Source organism: Kitasatospora sp. NPDC058190 (genome assembly GCF_042883685.1).
Taxonomy (GTDB): Bacteria; Actinomycetota; Actinomycetes; order Streptomycetales; family Streptomycetaceae; genus Kitasatospora.
In genome coordinates, this window is the sequence record NZ_JBHVVI010000032.1 from 28,669 (window position 1) to 48,138 (window position 19,470).

Sequence of the window (19,470 nt, forward strand, 5' to 3'; positions counted from 1 at the left end):
TTCGAGGCGCTCGCGGACGACAGGTGCGGGCGCTCGGTCCGGGGTGGTTCACTCGTGTGCGCTGATCTCGCCGCCGGCGGTGAGCACGATGTACACGCCGTTGGCGACGGCTCCACCGTCGTGCTGGTCCGCCTCCAGCGTGCCGTCCACCTCGTTCTCGTTGCCGAGGATCTGCGCGCGGTAGTGGAGCTCGCCGGTCCTGGTGACCTTGGCCGTCCAGCCGCCGGGAAGCTTGAAGGTGCCCGGTCCCTGGTGCCCGCCGCCCATCCAGGAGTGGACCGTGCCGTCCATCGAGAGCACGACGAACATGTCGTTGGCGTCGAGGCCGGCGTCGGTTCCGTTCGTCTCCAGCGTGGCGAGGACCTGCCCGCGGTTCATGATCTTGGCGACGTAGTGCAGGTTCCCGAGGTCCTGGATCTCGGCCGTGCTGCCGTCCGGCAGAGGCTGGCTGCGGGTCGCGGACGCCGGCTTGCCCGGGGCCGCGGGCGTGGTGGAGTGATGCGCGCTGGGCGTGGCGGCGGGCGCGCTGGTGGCCGCCGCCGCCGTGGGCGTGGCGCTCGGGGCGGCGGTGTCGTGCGCGTCGGGTGTGGCGGCGGGCGCGCTGGTGGCCGCCGCCGCCGTGGCCGTGGCCGTGGGCGTGGTGGCTGGTGCGGCGGTGCTGGGCGCGTCAGGCGTGGAGCCGCAGGCCGTTGCGGTGGATACCAGCAGAGCGGCTGTCAGGACGGTGCCGGCCAGCGTTCGGACCGTGGTCGCGCGGCTGGTCGTCGAGAGGGACATGCAGGTTCTCCTGAGCGAAGTGCGGGTGAGGGCGCGCCCGTTGACTGTTCGGCCTGGAACGGGGAGCGGCGGGCAATCGGGTGCGGCGTACACAATCGAAGCTAGTACGAACTGTCGACGGAATTGAGCCTTCCGTGTCACCGGACTGCAACACCCCGGGCGGTGGGTCGCCGATCCGCCGGCTGCCGCTTCGCCCCTCAGGGGGTGAGTGAGGACCGCTGGGCGGCCCCGAACGTGACGTGCCCACCGAACGTCTGTCGGTGCGTCAGCCGATCAGCCCGGCGACCCGCGTCCGCTGAACCGCGGACGATCGCATGCCCGCCCGCCGTGGTGCGTTCGTCCACGGCCGCGTTTCCGGTACGTCGATCCCGTGCCGGACCCGGCCGACGGAGCAACTCCGCCCCGGACCTCGGCCGTTCCGTGTACGAGGTGAACCGCCGCTCAGCCGGGGAGGCGGCGCGAGCACGCCAGTGGCGACATTTCGCCTGGTCAAGCCTCGGTCATGGCATGGACACCGCCCTTGTTCGCCAGTGCGCGCTTGGCTACCTTTCTGGCGCTGACGCCGTGAAGGCTCAGCGTCACCCACTTGGCATGCCCAGAACATCCCCGGTTCGGCCGGCCTTCCGTCACCCTACGGGCTGACCTTCCGCGACCTGCGCCGAACGTCAGGGCAGCCGTCTGCACGTGCGCGATCTCCCCCTCAACCCCGGGCCTGCCCCGATGAGCCGCCCCCAGCGGCGTTGCGCGCATGCCCAGGGCCCGACCCCCACATGGGAGGGCTCCGTTGCACACCTTCCTCCGCTCCAGCCTGCGGCACGGTGGACTCCGTGCGACCACCGCGTCGCTCGCCGTCGGTGCCGTGGTGGCCGCCGGCCTCGCCGTCGCGGCGCCGGCCGACGCCGTGACCAGCACGTCCGGTGCCGGCGTCAAGCACGTGTGCGCCAAGCCGACCGAGCGTCACCAGATGGCCTGCGACGCCCTGGTGCGCACCGACGTCGTCCAGCCGCACGCGTTCTCGCTCAGTGCGGTCTCGCCGAACGCGACGCCGTCCGGCTTCGGCCCGAGCGACCTGCAGAGCGCCTACGGCCTGTCGGCCAACGGCGGCGCCGGTCAGACCGTCGCCATCGTCGACGCCCAGGACGACCCCAACGCCGAGTCCGACCTGGCGACCTACCGCACGCAGTACGGGCTGCCCGCGTGCACCACCGCCAACGGCTGCTTCAAGAAGATCGACCAGAACGGCGGCACCAGCTACCCGACCGGCGACACCGGCTGGGCGGGCGAGATCTCCCTCGACCTCGACATGGTCTCCGCCGTCGCCCCGAACGCCCACATCCTGCTGGTCGAGGCCAACTCGGCGACCATGGCCGACCTCGGCGCCGCGGTCAACCAGGCCGTGGCCCAGGGCGCCAAGTTCGTGTCCAACAGCTACGGCGGCGCCGAGGACTCCACCGACACCGCCTCGGACAGCCAGTACTTCAACCACCCCGGTGTGGCGATCACCGTCTCCTCGGGCGACTCCGGGTACGGCGCCCAGTACCCGGCCGCCTCCCAGTACGTCACCGCCGTGGGCGGCACCTCGCTCACCCGCGACTCCAGCGCCCGCGGCTGGAGCGAGTCCGTCTGGGGCTCCAGCTCGGGCGGCAACGGTGCCGGCTCCGGCTGCTCCGCCTACGACTCCAAGCCGAGCTGGCAGACCGACAGCGGCTGCGCCAACCGCACCGTCGCGGACGTGTCGGCGGTCGCCGACCCGGCCACCGGCGTCGCGGTCTACCAGACCTACGGCGGCAGCGGCTGGGCCGTCTACGGCGGCACCAGCGCATCCTCCCCGATCATCGCCGCCGTCTACGCCGACGCCGGCACCCCGGGCGCGAGCGACTACCCGTCCAAGTACCCCTACCAGCAAGCCGGTTCGCTGAACGACGTGACCAGCGGCGCCAACGGCACCTGCTCCCCGTCCTACCTGTGCACCGCCGGCGCCGGGTACGACGGCCCGACCGGCCTCGGCACCCCCAACGGCCTGACGGCCTTCAAGAACGGAGGCGGCAGCACCGGCAACACCGTCACCGTCACCAACCCGGGCAACCAGAGCGGCACCGTCGGCACCGCCGTCAGCCTGCAGGTCAACGCGAGCGACTCGGCCTCCGGTCAGACCCTGAGCTACAGCGCCAGCGGCCTGCCCGCCGGACTGTCCATCAACGCCGGCACCGGCCTGATCACCGGCACGCCGTCCACGGCCGGGACCTACAACGTGACGGTCACCGCGAAGGACGCCACCAACGCCTCCGGCAGCGCCGGTTTCTCCTGGACGGTCTCCACCTCGGGCGGCGGCAGCTGCACCGGCGCCGGCCAGCTCCTCGGCAACCCCGGCTTCGAGACCGGTAGCGCCTCGCCCTGGACCGCGACCGCGGGCGTGATCGACAACTCCGCCAGTGAGCCCGCCCACTCCGGCTCCTGGAAGGCCTGGCTCGACGGCTACGGAAGCACCCACACCGACACCCTGAGCCAGACCCTCAAGATCCCGGCCGGCTGCAAGGCCGGCTTCTCCTTCTGGCTGCACATCGACACCGCGGAGACCGGTACGACGGCCTACGACAAGCTCACCGTCCAGGCCAACTCCACCACCCTGGCCACCTTCTCCAACGTGAACGCGGCCAACGGCTACACCCTGCAGAGCTACGACCTCTCCGCCTTCGCCGGGCAGACGGTGACCATCAAGTTCACCGGCACCGAGGACGCCTCGCTGCAGACCAGCTTCGTGATCGACGACACCGCCCTCAACGCCTCCTGACCCTCATCGCACGCCCCCGTGGGGCCGCAGCCGCGCGCTGCGGCCCCACGGGCACGCCGTGTCCGTCCGCGGTTGCGCCACTCCCTCGCCATGTCACCTCGCGGCGCCCGCATCGCGGGTCGGACGGAATTCCTCAACGGCGAACGAATGCTACTGACGCGCAATCATTTTTCTCATGAAAATCACTGTGCCGGCCCGCCGGCCGTTGAATAACAATTCGCTCTCGGGGGCTTTCCGAATTTCCCCCAGGGTCCTACGCTGCGGCGCGTGTCGATATTCCGAAGGCTCCGCGCTTCCGGTCCGCGAGTGCGGACGGAGCTCGATGACGTCCAACTCGGCCGCGTGCGGCGACAATTGAATTCCATCGGGCGGCTGGGGCCGGACGACATCCAGGTCGACCAGGTCGAGCGGCTGCTTCAGGAGGCCGGCACCGACTGGGACCGCCGCGGGCACCGCTTCGCTGTGCTCGCCGAGGCCGCCGCGCCGTCGACGTTCGCCCGCTCCTGGCGGCTGCGCCGCCCGCGCGGCGCGGACCCGCTGGTCTTCGACGCGTGGGTCCAGCTGGTCCGCGGCCGCCAGGCCGGGGGCATGGAGGACGCCCGGGCGGCCGCCGAGTGCTGCTACCGCGCCGCCGACGCCCATCCCGCCGATCCGGCGCCCTGGGTGGTACTGCTCGGGATCCTGCGCCTGATGCGGGCCGAGTCGCGTGAGCTGTTCGCCGTCTGGGCCGAGGTGACCGCGCGCGACCCCTGGAACCGTGAGGCCTACCTGCAGATGCTGCGCTACCTGTCGCCGGAGGAGTGCGGCTCGCGGAGCAGCCAGTTGGACTTCGTGGACACGCTCCGCGCCTCCGCGCCGCCGGCCGCGCCGGTCGTGGGCGTCGAGCTGACCGCCCTGGTCGACGAGTACACCCGCACGACGGCGAAGGGCGGCGTCGAGGCGCTGATGGCCCGCCGCCAGTGGACGCAGATCCGGGCCGCCGGCGCACTGGACACCGCACTGATCACCTGGCCCCGCGAGGGCCGCCTGCGCCACGCGGCGGCCCTGGCCGACCTCAACCTGCTCGCCTACGCTGCGGTCCAGGCCGGCCGCGTGCGCGAGGCGGGTGACACCTTCCGCATGATCGGCGACACCGTCACCGCCTGGCCGTGGTCGCTCGACGGCGACCCGCTCCAGCAGTTCGCGTACTGGCAGGCCAAGGCCCTGACCTGAGGCGCACCGGAAGGCCGTCGAATGCACCGTCGTTCGACGGCCTCACCCCGATCGGACGGCAGCGCTCGCCCGGCCCGGGGCCAGGTGACCGCGTCGTCGGTGAGTCGGCGCCGCTCGGTGGCGTGAGGGTGTGGCTCAACGGTCGACCGGCAGGCCGCGCGGCTGCTTGATCGGCTTCATGATGATCTGCGAGTTGACGGCGGTGGCCCCGGTGAGCGTGGTGAGCCGGTCGGTCCAGAGCTTCTCGTAGGCCGCGAGGTCGGCGACCGCGACGCGCAGCAGGCAGCCGGGGCTGCCCATCAGCCGGTAGGCCTCGACGACGTCCGGGATCTCCAACAGCTCGGCCTCGAAGGCCGCGACCGAGCGGGTGTCGCGTTCGACCGAGACGAGCACCTCGAAGCCGCGGCCGACCGCGTCCGGGTTGACGATCGCGCGGTAGCCCTCGATCACCCCGTCCTGTTCGAGCTGCCGCACGCGTCGCATGCACGGGGAGGACGTGAGGCCGACCCGCTGGGCGAGCTCCTGGATGGTCAGCCGGCCGTCGATCTGAAGCTCGCGCAAGATTGCCCTGTCGATCTGGTCCATGGCGCGATTATCCACCACATCTGGTCGGGAGCGAGCCTGAAGTGGCAAACCGATTGCGGACGATTCGGCCTAATCTTGCGACCGCAGCGACCGCAGCGACCGCAGCGACCGCAGCGACCGCGCAGCCCTCGGTCGGCGCTCCGCACGGCGGTCCGCGCCCGACAGCCGCCGTGGCCACCGAGCCTCCGACCCCAGGAACGGAACCCCCATGTCCCCTGCCTTCAGCAGCCCCACCGCGCCCGCCGGCACCGGTATCGGCGTCGATGCCGATGCCGGGCCCGATGTTCGTACCGAACACGACCTGCTGGGCGAACGGAACGTTCCGGCCTCCGCCTACTACGGGATCCACACGCTGCGGGCGGTGGAGAACTTCCCCGTCACCGGCACCCCCGTCGCCGCCTACCCGTCGCTGGTGACCGCGCTGGCCTGCGTCAAGCAGGCCGCCACGCTGGCCAACCGTGACCTGGCCCTGCTGGAGGGCCGCAAGGCCGAGGCGATCGCGCAGGCCTGCGAGGAGATCCGTGGCGGGCGCTGGCACGACCAGTTCGTCGTCGACGTGATCCAGGGCGGCGCGGGCACCTCGACCAACATGAACGCCAACGAGGTCGTGGCCAACCGCGCGCTGGAGATCCTCGGCCACGCCAAGGGCGAGTACCGGTTCCTGCACCCGCTGGAGGACGTCAACTCCGGCCAGAGCACCAACGACGTCTACCCGACCGCCGTCAAGATCGCCTTGCACTTCGCCGCCCGCGAACTGCTGGACACCATGGCCGAGTTGCGCGATGCCTTCGCCGCCAAGGCGGAGGAGTTCGCGGACGTCCTCAAGATGGGCCGCACCCAGCTCCAGGACGCCGTACCCATGACGCTCGGTCAGGAGTTCGCCGCCTTCGCGGTCATGCTGGAGGAGGACCGCGGCCGACTGGCCGAGGCCTGCGAGCTGATCCGTGAGATCAACCTCGGCGGCACCGCCATCGGCACCGGCCTCAACGCCCACCCCGCCTACGCGGCCACCGCCTGTGCCCACCTCGGCGCCATCACGGGCATCCCTGTGGTCGTCGCCGGAGACCTGGTCGAGGCGACCCAGGACGCCGGCGCGTTCGTTCAGCTGTCCGGCGTGCTCAAGCGGATCGCCGTGAAGCTTTCCAAGACCTGCAACGATCTGCGGCTGCTCTCCTCCGGCCCGCGTACCGGCCTCGGTGAGATCAACCTCCCCGCAGTGCAGGCGGGTTCGAGCATCATGCCGGGGAAGGTCAATCCGGTGATCCCCGAGGTGGTCAACCAGATCGCGTTCGAGGTGATCGGCAACGACCTGACCGTCACCTTCGCCGCCGAGGCCGGCCAGCTCCAGCTCAACGCCTTCGAACCGGTCATCGCGCACAGCCTGCTGAAGAGCCTCACCCACCTGCGGGCCGGCTGCCGGATCCTTGCCGAGCGCTGCGTGGCCGGCATCACCGCCAACCGCGACCACCTCGCCCACCTGGTCGAGCACTCGATCGGCCTGGTCACCGCCCTCAACCCGCACATCGGCTACGAGAACGCCACCGCCATCGCCCAGGAGGCACTGACCACCGGGGTCTCCGTCCACGACCTGGTCCTGCGCCGAGGCCTGCTCACCGAGACGCAGCTCGGCGAGATCCTCCACCCCGACAACCTCGCCCGCCCGCACGCCCGCGCCGCCGCCCGCTGACATGCGGAGGCCCCCGGATGTCAGCGGGTGGGGGACTGCCTGCCCGCCGAGCACTGGGTGGATGCCGGGTATCCCACCGTCGCGGACCGCCTCGCCGTCAGCATGGCGACCGTGAAGACCCGTGTCGGGAGGCTGCTCGCCGAGCTCGCCGCCCGGGACCGGACCCAACTGGTCATCGTGGCCCACGAGAGCGGGGCGATCGTGCCGGGCTGAAGCGGTACGCCGCCGGCCCGCCGCCGGAAGGCGGCGGGCCCTTGAGGTGAGGTCCGGGACGCTGGGGCGATTACTCCTGCAGGAACGTTTCGGAGAAGCTGGTGCCGCCGGAGCCGAGCCCGCTGGTGCTGGCCTCGTAAGCGCCGTTGGAGCTGGGGTCGAGCGCGACCGGACCGGAGGATCCGAGGGACTTGCCGTTGACGGTGGCCGAAGTGAAGTTCAGCGTACCGAAGTCGGGGTAGGAGCCGGTCGGCGACTCGATGATGACTTCGGCGCTGGTCCGCTGCGCGGAGAGGGACTTGGTCGTGCTGTAGGTCCAGCCCCGCGAGGAGTCGGTCAGCTTGAGGGTGTACCTGCTGCTTCCGGCGTAGGTCACCGAGGCGGTGATGTGGTCGCCGGCCGACACCGGGTACGAGCTGAGGCTCAGGTAGACGGGGCTCGCCGGGTACATCTCGTACCAGGCCTGGTTCACGGGGCTGCCACTGGAGCAGTCGGTCGCCACCCCGGTCTGCTCCACGGTGGAGGAGCCGTACCCGTCGATGCCGACCCAGGGGGCGTAGAGGTCGTTGGTGGAGTTGCAGGTCGCGTCCGGCTCGGTCCAGGACGCCGACACCGAACTGAAGCCGCTGCCCGTGGCGGCGTAGCCGCCCCAGTTGTAGCCGTTGGTGTTGTACTGCAAGGGGCGGAACGAGAGTCCCTGCGCGGCCGCCGCAGTGCTCGGCGCGGCGGGGACGACGAGAGTCGCGGCCGCTGCCGAGAGGGTGGCGACGCGTATCAGGAATCTGCGCATGCTGGCTCCTTCGTGAGGGGACGAACAGGAGGCTCACACCCAACCCAGGCCGTGGGGGCGGCCGTTGATGGGTGGCAGTACAGGATGGCCGACTGTCATGAGCGGGGCAAGGGGGGTGGTGGAAAGGTTGGTGAAGGCATTGCCGTGCCAGGTGGGATGCTTGACGATGCGTCCGCGTGTGCCGGGCGCCTGCTCACACGGTTGTCGGCACGGGAACCGGGGATGATCTCGGCCACCTTCGACGCACCGCCCCTCGCGACGCGGTCTTCCGGCACCGCGGTGGCGGTTCGCCTTCCACTGGTCAGATGACGGATGGCGAGTCCAGTGGGCCGACGTGTCGTCAGGTGGGCATTCACGGAGCCCGCGCGCGGGCGGACGATCCGGAGTCCACCCCGGGTGGCAGTCCCCGTGATCGGCCCGAGCCGGTTGACCCGTCCGGCGCAGCGTGGCGCGCGGGACGGGCGGGGTGCTGCGATCTTCGGAGGGCACCCGGCCGCGCCCGACCGCCGGGGCCCGTCGTCCCGAGACCGTGGAGGCCCGGATGTGGCAGGCACCCCCCGCCCCCGTCAGCCGTGAGTGGCTCCCGGTGCTGGACATGCCGGCGTCCGGACCGCAGAACCGCTGGACGGTGCTGCTGCGCGCCCTGTTGCTGATCCCCCAGTTCGTGGTGGTGTGGGTGCTGTCGGTGGTGGCGTTCTTCGTCACCGTCATCGGCTGGTTCGGCGCGCTGGTGCTCGGCCGGCTGCCCGGCTTCGTGGCGGACTACCTGACCGCGTTCCTCCCGTACGACACCCGCGTCGCCGCGTACCTGATGCTCACCGTGGACCGCTACCCGCCGTTCCGGTTCAGCGCGCCCGAGTACCCGGTGCAGATCCGTCTGCGCCCGGGTGCGCTGAACCGGCTCGCCGTCCTGTTCCGCATCATCCTCGTCATCCCGGCCTCGGTCGTGCAGGGCCTGGTGAACGCGGGGTGGTGGACGGTGTCGTTCATCAGCTGGCTCGTGGTGCTGGTCCTCGGCCGGATGCCGCAGCCGCTGTACGAGGCGACGACCGCGATCCTGCGTTACCGGATGCGCTACACCGCCTACCTGGTGATGCTCTCCTCCGCCTACCCCAAGCGCCTGTTCGGGGAGGAGCCGGGCAGCGAGCCGGACGGCCCGGTGTCGGCCACCCGCCCGCTCGTCCTGAGCGGCGCCGGGCGCGGCCTGCTCGTCGTCTTCATCCTCCTCGGCCTGTTCTCCTGGGTGACGAGCTCGATCACCGCCTCGGTGAACTCGGGCGACGACAACGACGACGGCACCAACCCGACCCAGCAGGTCATCGCACCCCTCGTGCCGGGCTTCGCCGACCGCGCGCCTCGGATCCCTGCCCGCTAGCCCTGCGGCCGGACCCGGCCACCGCCGTCTCCACGCGCGTGCGGCCAGGGCGCCTCACGGCCGTCTCCGGGGCCTGCCGTCGGTGGCGCACCCGTCCATGGTGGTCAGCAAGGGGATGGCCGGCCTGGTCACGCAGCGTGAACTTCCGCGGCGGTCCAGAGCTGTGATCGGGCAAGGCCCGATCGAGACAGGAGCTGTCCGGCGGCGGCCCTGCGACTGAGCTGCGCGGAGCCGTCAGTCGATGGTGCGCCGGTGAGTCGGCACTGAGCCGGGATTGATCCGACTGGACGCTGCCGCAGATGGTCGGACGCCGTGAAGCGCCTCTCGCCCGAGCCGCGTCCGGCTGGCGGCTTCGGTCCGCGGAGGGACGATGAAGTGAACCGGCGCCGTCGCCGTCGCTGCGGGCGGGTGCGCGTCGGTGGGAGGAGGTGGCCGGATGGAGGCTGGGCACGCGGTGCCGTCGGGAGCGGCCTCGTCGGGCCGGGATCCCGCGATGGAGCCGGGCGGGCTGCTGGACGTGCTGGGTGTCGCCGCGGTGGTGCTGGACGCGCAGGGGCGGATCGTGCTGTGGAGCCCGCAGGCCGAGGACCTGTTCGGCTACCGGGCGGCCGAGGCCCTCGGCCGCCCCGCCGCGCAGGTGCTGGTCGACGAGCAGCACCTGGAGCTGGTGCTGTCGCTGTTCGCGCAGGTGATGGCCGGTGGCGGGGCGTGGGCCGGGGTCTTCCCGGTGCGGCACAAGGACGGGTCCACGCTGCTGGCCGAGTTCCGCAACATGCGCCTGGAGGACGAGAGCGGCCGGTACTACGCGCTCGGCCTGGCCTCGGCCCAGGCCACGCTGCGGCGCCTGGAACGGGACCTCGCACTGTCGCTGCGGCTGGTGGAACAGTCCCCGATCGGCCTGGCGGTGATGGATACCGACCTGCGCTACGTGCTGGTCAACCCGACGCTGGAACGCATCAACGGACTGCCCGCCGCCCAGCACCTGGGCCGTACCGTCCGGGAGGCCCTGCCGTTCCTCGACATCGACGCGATCGAGGCGGCCATGCGGGAGGTGCTGGCCACCGGCACGCCGCTGCTGAACCAGTTCACCACCGGACACACCCACGCCGACCCCAAGGTCGAGCACGCCTGGTCGGCGTCCTTCTACCGTCTGGAGGACCCCGCCCACCGCGTGATCGGCGTCGCCCTCACAGTCGTCGACGTCACCGAGCAGCACCGGGCCGCCACCGCCGCGGCCGCGGCCCGGCGGCGCCTCACCGTGATCGCCGACGCCTCCGAACGCATCGGCACCACCCTCGACCTCGACATCACCGCCCGCGAACTCGCCGACGTCCTCGTCCCCGAATTCGCCGACATCGCCGCCGTCGACATCCTGGAAACCGTCCTCACCGACAGCCAGCCCCCGGCCGGCAAGGGCAGCCCGGCCCTGTTCCGGGCCCTCGCCGTCAAGGCTGCGTACCCCACGCCCGCCACCGAGGCCGCCGACTCCGTCGGACAGATCGCCCGCTACGACGCCACCCGCCTGGTCACCCGCTGTGCCCGCACCGGCCGCCCGATCCTGCTGGCCCACGTCACCGACCACGACCTGACGCGTATCGCCCGCGACGAACAGGCCGCCGAACTGCTCAGGCAGGCCCACCTCCACTCCTACCTGGCCGTGCCGCTGCGTGCCCGGGGCCAGGTCCTCGGCGCACTGGACCTCAAACGTGCCCGCAACCCACAGCCGTTCGACCACGACGACCTGGTACTGGCCGGCGAGCTCGCCGCCCGCGCTGCCGTCGCCATCGACAACGCCCGCTGGTACCAGCGCCAGCGCCACGCCGCGCTCGCCCTCCAGCGCCACCTGCTGCCCGGCCCGCCTCCGCAGCCGCCCGGACTGGAGGTCGCCTACCGCTACGAGCCGGCGGCGAGCGTCGGAGAAGTCGGCGGCGACTGGTTCGACGTCATCCCGCTGAGCGCCGACGCGACCGCCCTGGTCGTCGGTGACGTCATGGGCAGCGGCATCAACGCCGCCGCCACCATGGGCCAACTGCGCACCGCCGCACGGACCCTGGCTGGTCTCGACCTGGAGCCCGCCGCTGTCCTCACCCACCTCGACGGGATCGCCGCCGGCCTCGGCGAGTCCATCGCCACCTGCGTTTACGCGGTCTACGACCCCCGCCGCCACCGCTGCCGCATCGCCTGCGCCGGGCACCTGCCCCCCGTCCGCACCCGCCCGGGCCGCCCGCCGGTCCTGCTCGACCTGCCCACCGGCGCACCCCTGGGAGTCGGCGGCGTCGCCTTCCGCGACACCCTTCTCGACCTCGCCGTCGGGGACGAACTCGTGCTCTACACGGACGGGTTGGTGGAGACGCGCGAGCACGACATCGACACTCGCCTCGCGACGCTCACCGACCTCCTCGGTCGGTCCCGCAGCTCCCCGGAGGAGACCTGCGACCTCCTCCTCGGCGCCCTGCACCACGAGAGCGGACACGACGACGTCGCCCTGCTCGTCGCCCGTGTCCGGCCTCTGCCGCGTGCGGGTGGACTCGTGCGTCCGTGAACCCGACTGGCGTGCACGGTTCACCGCCGCTTCCACGCGGTGAACGCGTCGAAATACCGAGGACGCCCCTCGTGCCGGTGCCGGTGGCAACGGTGGACGAGGGGCGTCGGCGTCGTGGGGTGGCGCGGGGTGGATCAGTCGTCGAGGACCATGGCCTCGGCGCAGGCGGCGACGGTGAGGAGCAGCGCGTCGTCCTGGCCGGGGATGATCTTGACCGAGTAGTGCTCGCTCAGCAGCGACCACTCGCGGGAGATGTGTGCGATCTCCTGCTCGCCGTAGGTGATGGCGTACTGGTGGTCGGTGATGTTGCCGGTGACGTGGATCTCCGCGCCGTTCTCGAACGTCACGGTGAACTTGTAGACCAGCGGCGAGAAGAGCGCCTTCTTCACGGTGGCGATGGTCTGCTCGCCGCGCTTGATGTAGCGGATGTCCCGGAGCGTCATGATCTTCTCGGAGATCCGGTACAGCTCGTTGCCCTCAGGGTCCTGGAGGGCGATCGCACCGCTGAAGCTGAACATCTTCTCGTCGACCTGGAAGACGCGCTCACCGTTGCGCTCGATCCAGAAGTCGTGGGTCGGGGAGAAGAACTTCTCGTCGATGTCGTAAACGACGCCCTCCTGCACGGGCTGGTGGCCGTCCATCAGCTTCTGCCCCAGGTCCATCAGGAAGTTGTCGTGGTGTTCGCCGTGGCCCTGCTGCGGCGTGTCGCTGAACAGCTGCTGTGCGATGCCGAGCAGGCCGCCGAACTCGTTGCTCATGTTCTCTCGTCCCGTGTGAGGTGCGTTGCGGAGGTGATCCTAGGGACGTGATCCGGGTGGCGGACAGCCCTCTCCGGGCTCTGTTGCACAATCTGCACAGAGCGTGCAGAAGGCTGTTGCTTGACGGAGTTGTTGCAGGTCAGCCAAGGTGCGCCCGCCGAAAGGCCCGGCCCGGGGGCGTGCTGCCTCCGGGCCGGGCGAGGCGCGTCCTCATGGACTGGCCACGCTCCTGCCGGCTGCCCGGGCGGTGCCGTCGGATTGCTCATGAGAGGACGCCACGCATGAACTGAAGGCGCGCCGGAACGTACCACCCGGCACTCCCGGGAACGGGCCGCGGCACCGTCGACCGTGCCTCCCGCGCCTCACCGTCCCTCCACTCGCCGCACCACCAGGAGCGCCGTAGCATGACCGCTGTGAAGGTCGCGATTCTCGACGACTATGACACCTCGCGGGGCCCGATCATCGATCAGGACGCTCTGCTGGACACCTTGCGGCGCAAGGCCATCAGGTGCGCTGCGCTCATTGTCTACGACGTCGGACCGCTGCCCGCCGACCACCCCTTCCGCACGCTGCCGAACACCGTGCTCACCCCGCACATCGGCTACGTGACCCGCGAACTCTACGACCTCTTCTACCGCGACTCGGTCGAGGACATCGCCGCCTTCCAGGCGGGACGACCGATACGCACGCTCGCCTAGCCTCCTCGCGGAGGGCGGGGCCGGCATGCCCATTCGCCATGGCGCGGCCGGCGGCCTCCAGCACATTTCAAGCAACGCTCCCTGCACCGTTTCCCGGTCCCAACGACGAACAGATTGCCCGGTAATCCAGTAGTGCTTTTGAGTGGGGTCGTGGTGATGAGGGCTATTCGGTCCGCTCGACACGGTGAGCCGTCCGAGGTTCTGGAAGTCGAGGACGTGCCAGTTCCGGAGCCGGGGGACGGGCAGGCGAGGATGCGCATTCTGGCGACCCCCGTGAACCCGTCGGATCTCCTGTACGTGCGGGGGTTCTACGCCGGCGTTCAGGCCAGGTTCCCGGCGCCGGTCGGATCTCTTGGCGATGTGTGCCGGTGACCACTTCGACGCCCAGGTCGCGGCCTTCGACACGACGAGTGGTGCCGCCACCGAGTGGTTCCGTGAGCGTCTGGCCGGACCGGGATGAGCACGGCCCCACCGGTCAGCCCGCATCACGGGTCGGCTCGAAACCGCGCATCCCGATGCCACACGGCATCGGGTCAATTCCGAGGAGACAGTCATGAACACGGTGCCGACCCGGTGGAACGCCCGTGAACGGCGATGGGACACGACGGCCAGGGGCCGGGCCGTGCTGACCGATGCCCGGCTGAACAAGGGCACCGCCTTCACCGAGGACGAACGGCGGGCGCTCGACCTCGTCGGCCTCCTCCCGCCACAGGTGCTCACGCTCGGGCAACAGTCCTCCCGCGCCTACGCGCAATTCCGGGCACAGCCTGACGACCTGGCCAAACACGTGAACCTGACCGCCCTGCAGGACCGCAACGAGGTTCTGTTCCACCGGCTGGTCAGTGAGCACCTGGACGAGATGCTGCCGATCGTCTACACCCCGACCGTCGGCACCGCGATCGAGCGCTACAGCTCCCAGTACCGGCGACCCCGCGGGGTCTACCTGTCGGTCGACGCGCCCGAGGACGTCGAACGCTCGCTGCGGGCCACCGGCCTGGGACCGGAGGACGTCGACCTGATCGTCGCCACCGACGGCGAAGCCATCCTGGGCATCGGCGACTGGGGGGTGGGCGGTATCAACATCTCGGTGGGCAAGCTCGCCGTGTACACCGCCGCAGGCGGCATCGATCCGGCCCGCACCCTGCCCGTGGTGCTCGACGTGGGCACCAACCGCAAGGAACTGCTGGAGGACCCGCTCTACCTCGGCAACCGCCACCCCAGGGTCGACCGGGAGACCTACGACGCGTTCGTCCGGACCTATGTGGACACCGCGACCCGGCTCTTCCCCGGCGCCCTGCTGCACTGGGAGGACTTCGGGCCGGACAACGCGCGGCGCATCCTGGCGCGCTACCGCGACCAGGTGCTCACCTTCAACGACGACGTCCAGGGCACGGGTGCGGTGAACCTGGCGGCGGTGCTGTCCGGTGTGCGGGCGAGCGGCACGCCGCTGCGGGAGCACCGGGTGGTGATCTTCGGCGCGGGCACGGCAGGTGTCGGCATCGCCGACCAGCTGCGCGACGCGTTCATCGCCGACGGCCTGACGCCAGGCGAGGCCACCCGTCGGATCTGGTGCATCGCCCGGCACGGCGTGCTCACCGACGACATGGCCGGCATGCGGGACTTCCAGGCCCCCTACGCACGCCCCGCCGGAGAGGTAGCCGACTGGGCACGCGACCCGAAGGTCGGCGGCATCGCGCTGGCGGAGGTCGTGCACCGGGTCGGACCGACCGTTCTCATCGGCACCTCCGGCCAGGGCGGCGCCTTCACCGAACCGGTCGTCCGCGAGATGGCCGCGTTCGTCCGACACCCGATCATCCTGCCCATGTCCAACCCCACGCCGCTCGCCGAGGCGACGCCCTCCGACCTGCTCGCCTGGACCGACGGCCGGGCCCTGGTGGCCACCGGCAGTCCGTTCGCGCCCGTCACCCACGACGGCACGACCCACCGGATCGGACAGGCCAACAACGCGCTGGTCTTCCCCGGTCTCGGCCTCGGCGCCATCGTGGCCCGAGCCACCCGTATCACCGATGGCATGCTCACCGCCGCGGCCCACGCGGTCGCCGCACAGGTCGACCCGACCACCCCCGGTGCGCCGCTCCTGCCGCCCATTCAGCAGCTGAGGGAGACCTCCGCTGCCGTGGCCACGGCAGTCGCCCGCGTCGCCGCGCGCGACGGGGTGGCGCGCGTCACCATCGGCGACGAGCTCGACACCCGGGTCCGCGCGGCCATGTGGCAGCCGAACTACCAACCCGTACAGGCGATCTGACCGCACCAGGCCGTCGTCCGCAGGGTCCCCGGGCGCCATCCGACTCGTGTCGCGCTCCACCCGGCCGGCGGCAGTGCCACCACCAGGAGTCCAAGGAGCTGATCACGCGCGGAACATCGCTCGGCCGGAGCGTCCGCACGCTCAGCGGGGACGAAGCGGAATGGGTGGTCCTCGATGTCGTCCGCCGCGCCATCGACGTGTTGCTGAGGGTCAACGATGACCCCACCCACCTGTTCGGCTACACCGGCGGCCCCAACGTCGGCTACGTCATGCTGCGGGCCGTTCCCGGCCACCTCGCTGACTTCTGCGCTCACCTCAACGAACTTTTCGGCACCGAGACGGAGCCGTACCTCCCGCTCATTGCCGCCCAGCCGGCCACGGCGGCAGACGAGTCGCAGGAAGCCGGTGTGGTAAGTCCTGAGCCGGAGACACCTGCTTACGGAGATCATCCCCAAGGGGTGCCTGCGGAGGGTGGGGGGTGGGCGGTCAGGCGTCGGGGTCGACTTCGGGGTGGGTGAACCGCACGGGCTTGCCCAGCGACCGGGCGTAGGCGATTTCGGCTCGGGTGCTGTCTCCGATGTAGTCGCCGACTACGAGCACCTCATCAGCGAGCCGGATCTTCGCCCGGTGCAGATCGTCGAGTCGAACCTTCAGCGCCTCGGCCTCGACAGGATCGGACCAAAGTTCGTGCGGCGACTTCATGTCGCAACCCGGCTTGACGACAATCTTTCCGGCTTTGGTCTCCCGCAGATCGGCCTCGGTCATCTCGGTCATGAAACGGGTGGAGCCGCAGATCACGACGATACGCGGGAGGCTCAGCTGCTTCTTCGCGTCGGCGAGTTTCTCCTCGGGGGTGAGCGGTTGCGGGTATGACACTGGTTCCTCCTGGTGGTGTGCCCCAGCGGTGATGGCTTTGTCTCCGCTCTCCTGCCTGGGCCGGAAGCTTCCCGAACGATGAGTGCCCAGCTTCTTGAGCACGTTGGCTCCCCCGCCAGGATTGACGGAGGTTTCGCGCCTGTCCCCGGCGCTCGGCCGAGCCACGGCAACCTCGTGGCCCGGCGGTCCCGCCCCGCCTCCGATCCGAGGTGGGGCGTCAGTCCGCGGAGTCCCTCTCCGGCGTCCCGTCGCCCACGGTGTCCGGATGTGAGACGCGGCCGGCGGACTGGTCGTCGGTGTGGTTCGCCCCTTGCGGGTCGATCGTGGCCGCCCAGCGCCCCGCCCAGTGGGCGAGGGGGCCCAGGGCGTGGCGCGCCTCCTGTCCCAGAGGGGTGAGCTCGTAGCGGCTGTCCGGTAGTTGGTGAATCACCTGGGCGTCCAGCAGTTCGGTCAGGCGCTGCCGCATCACGCTGGAGGACATGTCGTCGCACCGCTTCTGCAAGGGGCGGAATCCAAGCGGACCCGCGTGAAGCTCCCACAGGATGCGCAGACTCCACCGCCGCCCGAACAGATCGAGTGCGGCCATGAGGGGGCGGCCGGTGGTCGAGCCGCGAACAGGATTGCCAGGCCTGGGTGTTGCCATGTCGGGGTGTCCAGCTCTCCAGGGTTGACGCTTCGAATTCCGACACACTAGCATCGGTGACCGCTTCGGAAATCGAAACGGAGGGGGCTGTTGCGGCACCTGTCCTGACGACCTGGGAGAGAGGCGTTCCTGAAAGCCCGGGTCGACGGAGGCGGGACCGGCTGGGAGGACCAGTACATGCGCATGGCGCCCCGAGTTCGACGTCGGCGCCGAGTCGCACGGACGGCTCACCCGGAACCTGTTCGTGGCGGGGGGACGGGTGACGGCGCGCGGGAGATCGAGTACAGGATCCACCAGGTCCTGTCAGCCGGCCCAGCGGAACTTCAGTGCTGCCTCGTCAGCGGTTGCCGCCACCAAGCCAACGTCCGCTCAGAGCTGGAGACCAGATGACGACGACCGAGTTTCCCTCGGCGGCAGCACGGGCCGCCGCCGCTGCCGCCCTGGCCGAGGACGCGTCAGGGAAGGACATCACCACCGTGTGGAGCGTGCCCGAGGACCTGGCGGCCACGGCCGAGATCCGCACCCGGCAAAGCGGCATCGCCGCCGGCCTCCCCGTGGTCGCCGAGGTCTTCGCGCAGGTCGACCCCGAGGTCAAGGTCGAGCCGGCCGTCGCCGACGGCGCCCGACTGGCCGACGGCCAGGTCCTGGTGCACCTGTCCGGTTCGGCGCGCAGCCTGATCACCGGGGAGCGTACGGCGCTGAACTTCCTGCAGCGCATGTGCGGCATCGCGACGCTGACCGACCGCTACGTCCAAGCTGTGGCAGGGACCAGGGCGCGCATCCTGGACACGCGCAAGACGGCGCCGGGCCTGCGCGCCCTGGACAAGTACGCGGTCACCGCCGGCGGCGGCCACAACCACCGCCTCGATCTCGCGGCGATGGTCCTGCTCAAGGAGAACCACATCGCCGCGGCGGGCGGGGTGACCGCCGCGATCGAGGCGGTCGGGCGCGGGATGGCGCGCACCGGGCAGACCGTGGAGAGCGATGTCGAGGTGCAGACCGTCACCCAGGCCGTCGAGGCCCTCGACGCCGGAGCCCGCTGGATCATGCTCGACAACATGCCGGTGGCCGACATCGAGCAGGTCGTGAAGGTCCGGGCCGGGCGGGCCGACGCTTCCCGGATCCTGCTGGAGGCCTCGGGCACCATCCGCCTGGACACGGTTCTCGCCATCGCCGGGACGGGCGTCGACCTCATCTCGGTCGGGGCGTTGACGCACAGCGCGCCCGCACTGGACCTGACCATGCTGCTGACCACCGGCCCGGTGCCATGTCCGAGGTAGCGGTCGTCGACGCGTGTCAGCGAGACGGCGCGGGTGGCAGCCCGACCGCCGTTCTGGATGATGCGCCGTTCACCGACGAGGAGCGATGCCGCATTCCCGCGGAGTTGGGAACATCGCACGCCGTCTTCCTCCGCGCGACCGGAATCGAGCGTCGTCAGCCCGCGTACACACTGCGGTTCTTCACCGCCCAGGACGAACTGCCCGCCTGTGGCCACGGCACCGTCGCCGCCCTCGCCGTGCTCGCCGAACGGGAAGGTGGCGACCACGACTACCGCGCCGTCCTGCGTACGGCCCACCGCAGCTTCGACGGTCGGGCAAGCCGAAACGGTGACGGCCTGACGGCGTCGTTCGACCCGGGCCCGGTCAGCCTGCGTAGCGCCGGTGGACCCGAACTGAGGGCAGTCGCAGGCGGCCTCGGACTGACGGAGGACGCGGTCGCCGGCGATGCCTGCGTGGCGTCGAACGGGCGGCCGAGGCTTCTGCTGCCCATCCGATCCCGCGCCGCACTGGCCGAACTCACGCCGGACTCAACCCTGTTGAGCGAAGCCTGTGACCGCTACGGTCTGCTGGGCTGCTACGTTTACTCGCCCCCGGACCGACACGGCCGAGCAGCAGCCCGGATGTTCGCGCCGTCGATCGGCGTCCTCGAGGACATCGCCAACGCCAACAGCACGGCCTGCCTGGCAGCGCATGCTGCCGGGTTCGGCACACACCACCTCGCTGTCGACATGGGTGACCACCTCGGCAGCCCGTCCACCATCACAGCGACCGTCCACCGCGACCGCACGGGACACCGGATCCGAGTCGGCGGCCAGGCAGCGATCGTGCGCACGGTCATGCGCTGAGGCCCGCGTGCTCAAGGCGAGGGTGCCGGTGCGCCGCAGGTCGAACTGCTCCTGTGAGAGCCCGGCCAGTTCTGGCGGCATCTGTGGCAGGGCCTCAGGGTTGATGGCCGACCACGTCGTGCTGGTGCGACT

At 70.8% G+C, this 19,470-nt stretch carries 15 protein-coding genes; 9 read left to right on the plus strand and 6 right to left on the minus strand.

The features are described 5' to 3' along the window. Positions 1-48 precede the first annotated feature (48 nt). The gene (locus ACFVWU_RS17040) at positions 49-777 is read right to left on the minus strand and encodes a hypothetical protein (RefSeq protein WP_387621038.1); all 729 of its coding nucleotides are present in this window, start codon (positions 775-777) and stop codon (positions 49-51) included. Between the two features lie 748 nt (positions 778-1,525). Here ACFVWU_RS17040 and ACFVWU_RS17045 point away from each other — a divergent pair. Together ACFVWU_RS17045 and ACFVWU_RS17050 are read left to right on the plus strand one after the other, a co-directional pair. Then, complete coding sequence (locus ACFVWU_RS17045; protein ID WP_387621041.1) at positions 1,526-3,568, plus strand: putative Ig domain-containing protein; 2,043 nt, start codon at positions 1,526-1,528, stop codon at positions 3,566-3,568. 342 nt (positions 3,569-3,910) lie between these two features. Next, on the plus strand, positions 3,911-4,780 hold the full coding sequence (locus ACFVWU_RS17050; RefSeq protein WP_387621043.1) for a hypothetical protein: 870 nt from the start codon (positions 3,911-3,913) through the stop codon (positions 4,778-4,780). A gap of 135 nt (positions 4,781-4,915) precedes the next feature. Here the strand turns inward: ACFVWU_RS17050 and ACFVWU_RS17055 are convergent, their stop codons facing one another. Then, positions 4,916-5,365, minus strand: a complete 450-nt coding sequence (locus tag ACFVWU_RS17055) for an Lrp/AsnC family transcriptional regulator (protein ID WP_387621046.1) — start codon at positions 5,363-5,365, stop codon at positions 4,916-4,918. 208 nt (positions 5,366-5,573) lie between these two features. Here ACFVWU_RS17055 and aspA point away from each other — a divergent pair, with 208 nt between their 5' ends. Beyond that, positions 5,574-7,052: an aspartate ammonia-lyase gene (aspA, locus tag ACFVWU_RS17060; RefSeq protein ID WP_387621049.1), complete on the plus strand. Its 1,479-nt coding sequence runs from the start codon at positions 5,574-5,576 to the stop codon at positions 7,050-7,052. A gap of 283 nt (positions 7,053-7,335) precedes the next feature. Here the strand turns inward: aspA and ACFVWU_RS17065 are convergent, their stop codons facing one another. Further along, positions 7,336-8,055, minus strand: coding sequence for a G1 family glutamic endopeptidase (locus ACFVWU_RS17065; RefSeq protein ID WP_387621052.1), 720 nt, complete (start codon positions 8,053-8,055; stop codon positions 7,336-7,338). 541 nt (positions 8,056-8,596) lie between these two features. On the opposite strand from ACFVWU_RS17065, the gene ACFVWU_RS17070 reads away from it, so the two are divergent. After that, a complete protein-coding gene (locus ACFVWU_RS17070) occupies positions 8,597-9,430 on the plus strand; it encodes a DUF4389 domain-containing protein (RefSeq protein ID WP_387621055.1) in 834 nt (277 codons plus the stop codon). 436 nt (positions 9,431-9,866) lie between these two features. After that, positions 9,867-11,972: a SpoIIE family protein phosphatase gene (locus ACFVWU_RS17075; protein ID WP_387621057.1), complete on the plus strand. Its 2,106-nt coding sequence runs from the start codon at positions 9,867-9,869 to the stop codon at positions 11,970-11,972. Positions 11,973-12,106: 134 nt separating this feature from the next. Here ACFVWU_RS17075 and ACFVWU_RS17080 read toward each other — a convergent pair whose 3' ends face one another. Next, the gene (locus tag ACFVWU_RS17080) at positions 12,107-12,730 is read right to left on the minus strand and encodes an LURP-one-related/scramblase family protein (RefSeq protein ID WP_387621059.1); all 624 of its coding nucleotides are present in this window, start codon (positions 12,728-12,730) and stop codon (positions 12,107-12,109) included. Positions 12,731-13,134: 404 nt separating this feature from the next. Here ACFVWU_RS17080 and ACFVWU_RS17085 point away from each other — a divergent pair, with 404 nt between their 5' ends. Both ACFVWU_RS17085 and ACFVWU_RS17090 read left to right on the plus strand, forming a co-directional pair. Continuing rightward, on the plus strand, positions 13,135-13,428 hold the full coding sequence (locus ACFVWU_RS17085; RefSeq protein ID WP_387621061.1) for an NAD(P)-dependent oxidoreductase: 294 nt from the start codon (positions 13,135-13,137) through the stop codon (positions 13,426-13,428). A gap of 553 nt (positions 13,429-13,981) precedes the next feature. After that, positions 13,982-15,694 carry an NAD-dependent malic enzyme gene (locus ACFVWU_RS17090; protein WP_387621064.1) on the plus strand — a complete coding sequence of 571 codons (1,713 nt, stop codon included), beginning with the start codon at positions 13,982-13,984 and terminating at the stop codon, positions 15,692-15,694. A 486-nt stretch (positions 15,695-16,180) separates the two neighbouring features. On the opposite strand, the gene ACFVWU_RS17095 is transcribed toward ACFVWU_RS17090, so the two are convergent. Then, the gene (locus ACFVWU_RS17095) at positions 16,181-16,570 is read right to left on the minus strand and encodes a hypothetical protein (RefSeq protein ID WP_383976073.1); all 390 of its coding nucleotides are present in this window, start codon (positions 16,568-16,570) and stop codon (positions 16,181-16,183) included. Between the two features lie 217 nt (positions 16,571-16,787). Next, a complete protein-coding gene (locus ACFVWU_RS17100) occupies positions 16,788-17,267 on the minus strand; it encodes a winged helix-turn-helix transcriptional regulator (protein WP_387621139.1) in 480 nt (159 codons plus the stop codon). Positions 17,268-17,599: 332 nt separating this feature from the next. Here ACFVWU_RS17100 and nadC point away from each other — a divergent pair, with 332 nt between their 5' ends. Both nadC and ACFVWU_RS17110 read left to right on the plus strand, forming a co-directional pair. Continuing rightward, entirely contained in the window at positions 17,600-18,493 is an 894-nt protein-coding gene (gene nadC, locus ACFVWU_RS17105) for a carboxylating nicotinate-nucleotide diphosphorylase (protein ID WP_387621067.1), read from the plus strand. Then, positions 18,481-19,338: a PhzF family phenazine biosynthesis protein gene (locus ACFVWU_RS17110; RefSeq protein WP_387621070.1), complete on the plus strand. Its 858-nt coding sequence runs from the start codon at positions 18,481-18,483 to the stop codon at positions 19,336-19,338. The genes nadC and ACFVWU_RS17110 overlap by 13 nt, the downstream gene beginning before the upstream one ends. Positions 19,339-19,470: the final 132 nt, after the last annotated feature.

Bases quoted from the DNA above. Each gene is read 5' to 3' on its own strand.
- ACFVWU_RS17090 (WP_387621064.1), top strand. From the start codon at position 13,982: ATGAACACGGTGCCGACCCGGTGGAACGCCCGTGAACGGCGATGGGAC.
- ACFVWU_RS17065 (WP_387621052.1), bottom strand. From the start codon at position 8,055: ATGCGCAGATTCCTGATACGCGTCGCCACCCTCTCGGCAGCGGCCGCG.
- ACFVWU_RS17040 (WP_387621038.1), bottom strand. From the start codon at position 777: ATGTCCCTCTCGACGACCAGCCGCGCGACCACGGTCCGAACGCTGGCC.
- ACFVWU_RS17085 (WP_387621061.1), top strand. From the start codon at position 13,135: ATGACCGCTGTGAAGGTCGCGATTCTCGACGACTATGACACCTCGCGG.
- ACFVWU_RS17075 (WP_387621057.1), top strand. From the start codon at position 9,867: ATGGAGGCTGGGCACGCGGTGCCGTCGGGAGCGGCCTCGTCGGGCCGG.
- nadC (WP_387621067.1), top strand. From the start codon at position 17,600: ATGACGACGACCGAGTTTCCCTCGGCGGCAGCACGGGCCGCCGCCGCT.
- ACFVWU_RS17045 (WP_387621041.1), top strand. From the start codon at position 1,526: ATGCCCAGGGCCCGACCCCCACATGGGAGGGCTCCGTTGCACACCTTC.
- ACFVWU_RS17055 (WP_387621046.1), bottom strand. From the start codon at position 5,365: ATGGACCAGATCGACAGGGCAATCTTGCGCGAGCTTCAGATCGACGGC.
- ACFVWU_RS17100 (WP_387621139.1), bottom strand. From the start codon at position 17,267: ATGCTAGTGTGTCGGAATTCGAAGCGTCAACCCTGGAGAGCTGGACAC.
- ACFVWU_RS17080 (WP_387621059.1), bottom strand. From the start codon at position 12,730: ATGAGCAACGAGTTCGGCGGCCTGCTCGGCATCGCACAGCAGCTGTTC.
- ACFVWU_RS17110 (WP_387621070.1), top strand. From the start codon at position 18,481: ATGTCCGAGGTAGCGGTCGTCGACGCGTGTCAGCGAGACGGCGCGGGT.
- aspA (WP_387621049.1), top strand. From the start codon at position 5,574: ATGTCCCCTGCCTTCAGCAGCCCCACCGCGCCCGCCGGCACCGGTATC.
- ACFVWU_RS17070 (WP_387621055.1), top strand. From the start codon at position 8,597: ATGTGGCAGGCACCCCCCGCCCCCGTCAGCCGTGAGTGGCTCCCGGTG.